At 68.5% G+C, this 9,962-nt stretch carries 8 protein-coding genes; 6 read left to right on the forward strand and 2 right to left on the reverse strand.

Annotation, left to right across the window (positions count from 1 at the left end):
• Positions 1-19: 19 nt before the first annotated feature.
• The gene (locus tag Q0309_RS00405) at positions 20-1,144 is read right to left on the reverse strand and encodes a hypothetical protein (RefSeq protein WP_299436041.1); all 1,125 of its coding nucleotides are present in this window, start codon (positions 1,142-1,144) and stop codon (positions 20-22) included.
• A gap of 161 nt (positions 1,145-1,305) precedes the next feature.
• Between Q0309_RS00405 and Q0309_RS00410 the strand changes: the two genes are divergently transcribed.
• From Q0309_RS00410 to Q0309_RS00425, 4 genes are all read left to right on the forward strand, one after another.
• Entirely contained in the window at positions 1,306-1,590 is a 285-nt protein-coding gene (locus tag Q0309_RS00410; RefSeq protein ID WP_299436044.1) for a hypothetical protein, read from the forward strand.
• Positions 1,591-2,021: 431 nt separating this feature from the next.
• Positions 2,022-3,023 carry a M23 family metallopeptidase gene (locus Q0309_RS00415; RefSeq protein ID WP_299436047.1) on the forward strand — a complete coding sequence of 334 codons (1,002 nt, stop codon included), beginning with the start codon at positions 2,022-2,024 and terminating at the stop codon, positions 3,021-3,023.
• 129 nt (positions 3,024-3,152) lie between these two features.
• On the forward strand, positions 3,153-4,070 hold the full coding sequence (gene meaB, locus Q0309_RS00420) for a methylmalonyl Co-A mutase-associated GTPase MeaB (RefSeq protein ID WP_299436070.1): 918 nt from the start codon (positions 3,153-3,155) through the stop codon (positions 4,068-4,070).
• A gap of 65 nt (positions 4,071-4,135) precedes the next feature.
• Positions 4,136-5,629 carry a glycosyltransferase family 39 protein gene (locus tag Q0309_RS00425; RefSeq protein WP_299436050.1) on the forward strand — a complete coding sequence of 498 codons (1,494 nt, stop codon included), beginning with the start codon at positions 4,136-4,138 and terminating at the stop codon, positions 5,627-5,629.
• A gap of 18 nt (positions 5,630-5,647) precedes the next feature.
• Here the strand turns inward: Q0309_RS00425 and Q0309_RS00430 are convergent, their stop codons facing one another.
• Positions 5,648-6,325 (reverse strand): DUF4396 domain-containing protein, encoded by a 678-nt coding sequence (locus tag Q0309_RS00430; protein ID WP_299436053.1) that lies wholly within the window; start codon positions 6,323-6,325, stop codon positions 5,648-5,650.
• Between the two features lie 180 nt (positions 6,326-6,505).
• Here Q0309_RS00430 and Q0309_RS00435 point away from each other — a divergent pair, with 180 nt between their 5' ends.
• Both Q0309_RS00435 and Q0309_RS00440 read left to right on the forward strand, forming a co-directional pair.
• Positions 6,506-7,657 (forward strand): ATP phosphoribosyltransferase regulatory subunit, encoded by a 1,152-nt coding sequence (locus Q0309_RS00435; protein WP_299436056.1) that lies wholly within the window; start codon positions 6,506-6,508, stop codon positions 7,655-7,657.
• A 190-nt stretch (positions 7,658-7,847) separates the two neighbouring features.
• Positions 7,848-9,737 (forward strand): PAS domain S-box protein, encoded by a 1,890-nt coding sequence (locus tag Q0309_RS00440; protein ID WP_299436058.1) that lies wholly within the window; start codon positions 7,848-7,850, stop codon positions 9,735-9,737.
• Positions 9,738-9,962 lie beyond the last annotated feature (225 nt).

A 9,962-nucleotide genomic window follows, 5' to 3' on the forward strand; every position in this document is an offset into this window, starting at 1 on the left:
CAGCCTTTGGTGTTGCTGCTCAGGGCGCGCCGTCCTTGATGTGCGCGTCCGAAAAACCGATCACGGCCAAGACCTTGCGGTCCCTATGTCCGAAGATCGGGAAGCTCACCCGGCGATAGGCCGGCTGCCCAGGCAGGTAAACGCGGTGAACAACCGGCGCCCGCTCGTACGCCGCCAGGGCGAAGTGCGCGGCGACCATGGCGCCAAAGCCCTGCGAGGCCTGGATTTCCAGCACATCCTGCCCTGTGATCCTTTCCCGTGTCATGCCAGCCGGCAGGCGCAAATACGGCCCGACAAATCCAACCCGGAAATGGGACTCCTGCGTTCCGTACAGCCCAGCGAGGTCGAACAGGGACGCACTGGTGACGTTCTGCAACATGGCGTCGTCGACGACTCCGCCAGCCTGTTCCCAGATACTGTAGAAATGGGCGCCCGCCGCTGGCGCTTCCGTGAGGTTGCGCCGTTCTGCGTGCGGCCTGTGCCCAGCCCCGGTTCCGTCGCGACCGCCCCGCGCGAGGTCCAGACTGAAATCCCGCATGTCGCGGATGCGGGACAGTTCCGCCCCCACCTGGTACAGGTTGGCGCAGGGAAGACTCACCCAGTCGGTGATAAAGACCCGCACCACGGCGCCCAGGACCGGGACATTCTGCTCAAGCCAGGCGATCACGCCGCGGCAGGCTTGGTCGCTGACCATGATGCCATGGCAATGGATCACCAAAGGCTGCTCCGCGGCCTCCTCGATCATGATCCACCCCATGTCCCGCAAAATGTGGTCGGCTGTCGGGTGAACAGGGACCACCATGCCCAGCATCCGTCGGGCGCCCTCTTCCGGCGAGGCTAGCGGCTGGGTGATGGCGCCCGTGTCGGTCACGAATCGATAGTGCCGCCGAGGACCGGCGAGCGCCCGCAGCACCTGAAGGGGATCACCCTCCAAACCGGCTCCTGAGACGGTCAGAGCCAGTTCGGCATCGCCCAGACGGCGGCGCTGCAACGCCACGGCCAGTTCGCGCGCCCACGGCTCATCACCGCAGACCTCGACGATGAAGGCACTCGGGTCGCGCGCGGCCCGGGCCACCAGACACAGGTTGGCGATGGTCGGGCGCCCCCCCTTTGTGATCCAGGCTTTGACGGTCGCAGGGTTCACGCCCGCCCCGGCCAGCCGGTGGGCGGCCACATTCCCCGACCCGAATTCACGCTTGATCGCCGCGCGCCATCGGTCGGTGAAAACTTTATCCCAATCGGGGATATCTTTCTCTGCGTTCGGCATTTTAGGGTTTGAAGGTGAAAGCATGAGATGGAGAGCGCGTGTTCGAGTTTGGGGACTCAGGCGGGCGCGACCGTACCAGTTCGGGGGATGCCATGTTCGAGGACAGTGAAGAAATCCGCAATCTGAGCAGAAAACTCAGTGACCTTCTGTCGGAAGCCCTGCACCTCCAGGTTTCGGCACGCCAGCGCGGCGACACCGTCGTCGTCGAAAGAATCTCGGCCTTCATCGCCGGTGTCTCGGCGACGGAGCAGGCCTGTTTGCATACGGACGGGGGCAACGGCGCGTTCATGCTGTCTCGTCTCGACGAACAAAGGGTGCACTGATCTCTGTTTCGTCTGCCCTCTGGCGCGGTCCGTTCGGGGCTTACCGTTCGCGAAAAGCGGCGGTTACGAATACGCGCAGGCACGGGCAGAGCTCGCGTTTTTGCAACGGTACGCGCGACAAGTGTATCATATTTTTGGCCACGGCCCCTCCAAAAGACGGGCCGAAACAAGGGCAATCGGGTGAACGACGCCTGTATGAGCCTTGAGACACATATGCGGTTTCTTCGCGAGCAATCGAATAGGGGAAATCCTCGCGGTTTCCCCCTCTGCCGGGAAACGACCGGTCCGGGGCCAGCGGTGCGATCCTGATCACAAGGCCGCTGGCAACGGTTCTAGATGGACGTGGACGCCAAGCTTCTCGGCTTGTGGCGGGCGTGACGGGCAACGGGCGACGTCTGGTCCGGCGAGCGCGGCCGCTGTAGAGTGGCGCCATGAGATCCGCTGTCGTGAGCCCGCGCGCCCTTTTGCTGATTGCTGCCCTGACGGCCGTCGCCCTGACCGGGTGTGGCCGGGGCTGGCGCGATGAACCGTACCCCGCGCCCGCGCCGCGCTACCAGGGCGATCCGACGCAGGCGCGCAACGTCACGGTGGCACCGGGCGATACGGTCTACAGCCTCTCGCGTCGCCTGGGCGTGCCCATCCGCGCCATCATCGAAAGCAACGATCTCGCCCCGCCGTTCCAGCCCCGGCCCGGACAGGTGCTGACGCTGCCGCCGCAACGCGTGCATGTGGTGGTCCCCGGCGAGACCCTGTATGCGCTGTCGCGCCGCTACGGGCCGTCCGTGGCCGCCATCGCCAACGCCAACGGCCTGGCCCCGCCCTATGTCATCCGGGCCGGCGAGTCCCTGGTGATTCCCGCCCCGTCCTCAGCCCGTCCGGGTCCAACCCCTGCGCCGGGACCCGCGGCCCCGGCGAAGCCCACCGCCGAACCCGGCACCGTCGCCTGGCCCGCCCCGACCGCGACGCCGGCGTCCCCGCCCCTGCCGTCGGTGGCCGAGGCGCGCCGGGCGGTGCCGGTTCCCGAGCCACCCCCGCGCACCCACGACCAATTCTTGTGGCCGGTGCAGGGCGAGGTCGCGGTCGGCTTCGGCCCCAGCGCCGACGGGCTGCACAACGACGGCCTGACCCTGGCCGTGCCGGCGGGCACCGCGATCCGCGCCGCCGAAAGTGGCGTCGTGACCTACACGGGCGACGATCTCCCGGGCTTCGGCACGCTCATTCTCGTCCGCCATGCCGACGGCTGGATGACGGCCTACGCCCATGCCGACACTCCGCAGGTGCAACGCGGCCAGGTCGTGCAACGCGGCCAGGTGCTGGCCCGCGCAGGGCCGGCCGCCGGGTCGCGGCACGGGGCCCGGGTCCACTTCCAGGTCCGCAAGGACGGCCGCCCCGTCGATCCGCGCATCCATCTCGAATCCCGCCCCGGCGCTTGACGGCGGCCCGCGTTGACGCCCCCCTGCGCCGTACCCTAAACACGGTTCGGCGTTCGATCCGTTGGAGTCTCTTCCGCCATGGCCCATCCCGACACGACGGCCGCCGCCCCCGGCACCCCCTTGGATGCCCTGACGCTGGAAACCATCGCCGCCGGCGGCAAAGCGGCGCTGGCCCGTGCCCTGGCGGTGCTGGAAAGCAATCCCGATGCCGGACCGACCGCCGACCTGCTCAGCGCCGCCCATCAGGCGCCGCGCGGCCACGTGGTGGGCATCACCGGGCCGCCCGGCGTCGGCAAGTCGACCCTGCTCAACACCCTGATCGCCGCATGGCGCGGCGAGGGCAAGACCGTCGGCATTATCGCCGTGGATCCCTCGTCGCGGCGCTCCGGCGGGGCCTTGCTGGGCGACCGGACCCGCCTGAAGAACGACCCGGAGGACCAGGGCGTGTTCGTGCGCTCGATGGCCGCCCGCGACCACCTGGGCGGCCTTGCTGGATTGACCACGGCGGCCATGGTCCTCATGCGCGCCCTCTACGACGTCGTCATCGTCGAATCGGTGGGCGTCGGCCAGTCGGAAACCGAGATCGCCGGCGTCGCCGACACCGTGGTGTTCTGCGTCCAACCGGGCTCCGGCGACAGCCTGCAATACATGAAGGCGGGCATCGCCGAGATCCCCCACATCGTCGCCGTCACCAAGGCCGACATGGCAGTGGCGGCCGAGCGCGCCCGCGCCGATGTGGCCGGCGCGCTCACCCTGAGCGAACACTGGAGCGATTGGGACGTGCCGGTGCTGAAGCTGTCCGCCTCGCGCGGCCAGGGCGTTGACGCGTTGATAGCCGCGATCGCGAACCACGCGACGCATCTGAACACGGACGGACGTCTCTCGCGCGCGCGCCATACCCAGGCTGAAACATGGCTGGAAGCCTTCGTCCGCGAGCGCTTCGGCCGCGAGGGGCTGCGCCGGGCCGGACGCCTGTCCCTGAACGACGGAGAAAGCCCGTTCGCGCGGCTGGCCGAGATCGCGAAGACCCTGGGGGCGGACGCGTGACAACACCCGCCGCCGGACCCGTCGGCGGTCCGATGGGCCATGCGTCGGCGCGATGGGGCCTGGGTTTGAGCCTGTTCGCGCTGCACGTTGGCCTCACGGTGGCATGGTCCACCGGCCTGGCTCGCGATGACCTGGAAAGTATGCTGTTCGCGCAGGGCTGGGCCTGGGGCTACGACCCGGAACAGCCGCCGCTGTACAACTGGCTGGAGATGGCCCTGTTCGAGCTCACCGGGCCGTCGCTGGCCGGGGCCATCCTGCTGCGCTGGGGCATCATCGGCGTCGGCCTGCTGGCCTTGTACGACGCTGTCCGGCGCATCGCGGGCGGCGACGCCGCGTTGGCCGCCGGCGCCGTGGCGGGCATGGCCGGCACCGCCCTGTTCGGGTTCGAGGGCGCGCGCCATTTCACCCACACCACCCTTCTGTTGACCACGACGGCGCTGGTGCTGTGGACCGCCGTGCGGGTGGTCGAACGGCCCTCGGCGGCCGGCTATCTTGCGGTGGGCGGGGCGTTGGCGCTGGCCCTGCTGTCCAAATACACCATGGCCGTGTTCGCCCTGGGCCTGCTGGCCGGTGCTCTGGCGGACCCGGCAACGCGCGCGCGGCTTTGGGACCGGCGCGTTCTGATGGCCGGCGTGGTGCCGCTGCTGGCCCTGCCGGGGCATCTGCTGTGGCGCCTGGGACAGGACGTCAGCCTGTCGGACCGCGTGGCGACGATTACCGACACCGGCGCCGATCCGGGGGCCGGAGCCGCGTTCCTGGGCCTGCTGAGCGATGTGGTCGCCGATCCCCTGGCGGCGATGGCGCCGCCCCTGGTGCTGATGGCCGTGCTGGTGCCGTGGTGGCGGCCGCGCGGCGCGCCCACGGATGGGCCGCGCTGGGACCGCGTGCTGACGGTTTACGTCCTTATAGCGATGGCCCTCACCCTGGCCATCGTTCTGGCCAGCGGCGGCGACCGCCTGCGCTACCACTACCTGATGCCGGCGGCCATGGTCCTGCCGGCAATCCCGCTGCTCTGGACGCGGGCGCGTGGTTTGGCCGTGGCGCCCTGGCGTCGGCGGTCGTTGGGCTGGGCCTTGGCGGCACTGGCGGTGCTGGTCTCGCTGGCCACCGTCATCGACCGGGTGTGGATCGAGCCGCGTCACTGCGACCGCTGCCTCGCCCTGCTGCCGGCCGAACGGGCGGCCGACGTGGTCGAACAGGCCGGATTCACCGACGGAACCATCGTCGCCGCCACGCTCGACTGGGGCGCCAACCTGCGCCCGGCCTTCCCCGAGGTCCGCATGATCGCACGGCACTACCCGGACTGGCGCCCGCCGCGCCCGCCCGGGGATGGGGCCTGCCTGATCCTGCTGTCGCGGGCCGAGACCGAGGCCCTGCGGGCGGGGGCGCTCGACACCGCGCCCATCCGTGCGACCTTGGCCCGGATGCTGGACGCAACGCCGCCGGCGGATTGGCTGGACCGCGCCGAGACGCGGGATCTCCCGCTCACGCGCGCCCCGGACCGCACCGTGCCGTTCGGGTTCGTCCTGCTGCCGGACGGGCTGGGCTCGTGCCGGTGACATAAGCCCGCGATGACCTCAATGGCAGTGCGCGTGCCCTTCGGCCGGGTGGCCCATGCCTTCCTTGATGCCGAACCGGATCAGCAGGATGTTGACGGGATAGGCGGCCAGAAGACCGGCCGACAGCGAGGTTAGCAAGGCGGTCCAGAACAGGGGCTGAAACATGGTGGCCCCCTGCCCCAGCCACAGGTCGACGCTGATGGCTGTCACCTCCATCGCCGTGATGGAGATCGTCTCGCTGACCACCGTGTCCCGCAACGCCACACCAAAGCCCATCCCCATCGCCATGAGGGGACCGATGGTAAAGGCGAAGCCAGCCACGTAGGCCAGCGTGAAGGTCGTCACGCTGACCGCCAGTGCCCCCAGCGACAGGATGCCGGCGGCAATGATAACACCCGCGATCTCCCCCACCCCGCATCCCGCGTAGCAATGCGAGACCGAACGGAACGCCCGGCGCCAGAGACTGTCGCGGCGGATCTGGGCGCGCCCGGAGTAGACATACACCAGAAGGCCAAGCGGACCCGAATAGGCAACAGTCAGGATCCAGACCCATCGCATCAACCCCTGTGTTTGCGGATTGGCGGTGCGCAGGTCATACAGTAACCACACCACACATAGCCCGTTGATGGTCAGCCAGACCAGCAGAAGCACCGGGTCTTGGAGAACCGAAACAATTCTTTGGTGCACAACCTCCATGTCACTCTCCCGTTCGCGGGCCGCTTTCGACGAAATATCGCATTCGATCAACGTGGCAACGTCCCGGCCTTCCAACACGTTCCGACACCGCCGAGGCGACATCCGCCGGGTTTTGATTTGCCCGCCACCGCCCAAAAGGACTAAACAGCGGGTCGCACCTCCCCAAAGACCGGGCCGACCATGACCGAGACTCCCCACGCCGCCCTGTTGCCCAACGGACTGAGCGACGTCCTGCCGCCCCGGGCCGAACACGAGGCGCGCGTCGTCGAGCGGCTCATGGGCTTCATCGCCGGCCACGGCTACCGCCGCGTCAAACCGCCGCTGATCGAGTTCGAGGACGGCCTGTTGTCCGGCGCCGGCACCGCCCTGGCCCGCGACACCTTCCGCGTCATGGACCCGGTGTCGCAGCGCATGATGGGCGTGCGTCCGGACTTCACGGTGCAGATCGGACGGATCGCCACCAGCCGCCTGCGGCGCGAGCCCCGTCCGCTGCGCCTGTGCTACGCCGGGCAGGTGCTGCGCGTGCGCGGGACGCAACTGCGGCCGGAGCGCCAGTTCACGCAGGCGGGGGCCGAGTTGATTGGCGCGCCGGGCGCGGCGGCCGAAGCCGAGGTCATCGTCCTGGTGGCCGAGGCCCTGGGCGCCGTGGGCGCCGCCGACCTGACCATCGACCTGAATCTGCCGACGCTGCTGAGCGTGCTGATGGACGTTCATGGCGTACCGAACGACGATCGCGCGTCGTTGCGGGCCGCCGTCGACCACAAGGACGTCGCGGCCGTCCGCGCCGCGACGGACGAGGCGCTGGGCGCGCTGCTGGTGGCCCTCATCCAGGCCACGGGGCCAGCGCACGAGACCCTGGCCGAAATCGCCGGGCTCGGCCTGCCGGCCGCGGCGGCGGACCGCGTGGCGGCGCTGGGCCATCTGGTGGAGCGGATCGAACAGGCCCACCCGGGCCTGCCCCTGACCGTCGACGCGCTGGAAAGCCGAGGGTTCGAGTACTACACGGGCGTCGGCTTTTCCGTGTTCGCGCGTCGCGCCCGGGGGGAGTTGGCGCGCGGCGGCCGCTACGAGGCCGGTCCCAACGGCGCCAGCGAGCCCTCCGCCGGGTTCACGCTGATGATGGATGCGGTCCTGGACGCCGTGCCCGATGACCGGCCGCCGGCCCGGGTATTGGCGCCGGCCGGTCACGACCGCGCGCGCGCCGCCCGCTTGCGAAACGAGGGGTGGATCGTGGTGGCCGCGCTTGAGGACGTGCCCGACCCTATCGCCGAGGCGCGGCGATTGGGCTGCCCTTACCTGCTGGGCGACGCCGGACCGGACGCGATCGTTTAGAACTCGTCACCGCGAAAATCGACTCCGCCGTCGGGCGCCGCGCGCGATGGCCCACGGCAACCATTTCCGCCCATTGCCCGCACGCCAATTATAGCATACCGTGTGCGTTACGGTTCTGCTTCGCCGCTCCGGACGCGACACTCCTCCCCCGGACGGCGCGTCTTTCAAGGGTAGGGTATTGGTCGCCCCCATGGACATCCCGACATTGTCGATCGGCATCGACGAACTGCGACGGCTCGTCGAGGCCGTGCCGGTCGCCTGTTATGTCAATGCAATGCCGGAGGGCCGGTTCGTGACGATGAACGCCCATATGCGGGCGCTCATGCGGATCGACCCGGACGCGAATGTCGAGTCCATGACCACGATCAGCCTTTACGCCGACCCCAGCCGTCGTCCCGGTTTCATCAAGCAGATCAGGCAGCAAGGCCTTGTGCGCGACGTCGACTTCGACGGCGTGCGCTCAGACGGGACCCCCTTGCCTTGCCTGGCATCGTTCCAGGCCATGATGTGGCAGGGACGAGAGGTCGTGTTGGGCTGCATGATCGATATCACCGACCGCAAGGCGACTGAAACGGCACTCCGGGCCAGCGAGGAGAAGTTCCGCGAGATCGCCGAGAACACCAGCGACGTCATCTGGCACCTCGATCCGGACCTTTTGATCACCTATTACGGCGGCGGCAGTCGACTGATCGATTGGCTTGGGTACGACGAAGTCATCGGCCGCAGCGCCCTTACGTTCTTTGACCCGGAGAGCACTGAGCGACTCCGCGCCGGCTGGATGCAGCGAACCGCACACGAGGAAAGCGGCGTGCCCACCGAGCGCGCCCACTATGACGTCCGAATGATGAACGCCAAGGGCGAGCGCCTGTGGGTCGAACTGATGGTCTATCCGCATCGAAACGCGGACGGCACCCTGGACGGCTATTTCGGGGTCATGCGCGACATTTCGGCCCGCAAACAGGCCGAAACCGCGCTGCGCCAAAGCGAGACGCTGTTCCGGCAGATGTTCGACGCCGACCCCGTGGCCAAGGTGCTGGTGGACCCCGAAACCGGCTTGATCACCAACGCCAACAGCAGTGCCGCGCGGTTGCACGGCCAGGACCTTGCCGCGTTCCAGGGCTGGTCCCTGGCGCATCTGATCGAGGACCCCGACGGCGGCGACCATGACCCCCTCGCCCTCTTGCGCGACGCCGCCACCACCGGCACCCCGTTGGAATTCACGTATCGGCTGAAGGACGACTCGCATCGGCGCGTCGCGGCACACGTCGGTACGGTGGATGTGCCGGTTCCGGACGGCGCCGCCCGGCGCCACCTGAACGTCAGCCTGTTTGATGTCACCGACCGCCAGCGGTATGCCCTGGCCTTGGAGCACCGCAACGCGGATCTCAAGGATTTCACCGCCGGCGTCTCCCACGACCTGCAGGAGCCGTTGCGCCTGATCACCAGCTACCTCGGCCTGCTCGAACGCCGCCTGGGCGACCGGCTGGCACCCGACGAGAAGGAGTTCATCGGCTTCGCGGTCGACGGCGCCGTGCGAATGCGCACAATGATCCACAGCCTGCTCGACTACGCGCGATTGGACAGCCACGCGCTGATGGCCGACCCGGTGCCTCTCGACGACGTTCTGGCGACGGTCACGGCGACGCTGCGGGCCAATCTGACCGAGGCCGGTGCCACGGTCGAGGCGCTGCGGCCTCTGCCGACGGTGATGGCCGACCGGCGGCAGATGACGAGCCTGTTCCAGAATCTGATCGCCAACGCCGTCCGGTATCGGCGGCCTGACGTTCCGAGCCGCATCACGGTGACCTGGGACCGCCAGGGCGATCGGGCGGTGCTCGGCGTCCAGGACACCGGGATTGGCATCGACCCGAAGCACCACGACCGCATTTTCGGAGTCTTCCAGCGCCTGCGGCGAACCGGGAACGACGAGGACTCGGGCACCGGCATGGGGCTGGCCATCTGCCGGCGCATCGTCGAACGGCACGAGGGCCGCATCTGGGTCGAGTCCCCGCCCGAGGGGGGCACGACATTTCGCTTCACCCTGCCGCTGGCGGAGTCCGGGACGGCGACCGACCCCTGACGGCCGCAGGCCGTCGACCGAACCCTGACGACATATAAGATTTACACGTATTTACTCTTTCTCGTCATTGCGAGGAGCGAAGCCCAAAAACCAAAACTGGGGCAATCCAGGGCGGATATTTGTGTTTTACGCTCTGGATTGCTTCATTCTCGTCTTGCGACGAGGGTGAAGCAATGACGAGTCATGGTCCTGTTCGCAGCCGTCGTAGGGTGCGTCTGGAGGCGG

Origin of the sequence: uncultured Rhodospira sp. (genome assembly GCF_937138205.1) — a bacterium.
GTDB lineage: Bacteria > Pseudomonadota > Alphaproteobacteria > Rhodospirillales > Rhodospirillaceae > Rhodospira.

Coding starts and splice junctions, on each gene's coding strand:
- Q0309_RS00430 (WP_299436053.1), bottom strand. CDS start 6,325: ATGGAGGTTGTGCACCAAAGAATTGTTTCGGTTCTCCAAGACCCGGTG.
- Q0309_RS00435 (WP_299436056.1), top strand. CDS start 6,506: ATGACCGAGACTCCCCACGCCGCCCTGTTGCCCAACGGACTGAGCGAC.
- Q0309_RS00415 (WP_299436047.1), top strand. CDS start 2,022: ATGAGATCCGCTGTCGTGAGCCCGCGCGCCCTTTTGCTGATTGCTGCC.
- Q0309_RS00440 (WP_299436058.1), top strand. CDS start 7,848: ATGGACATCCCGACATTGTCGATCGGCATCGACGAACTGCGACGGCTC.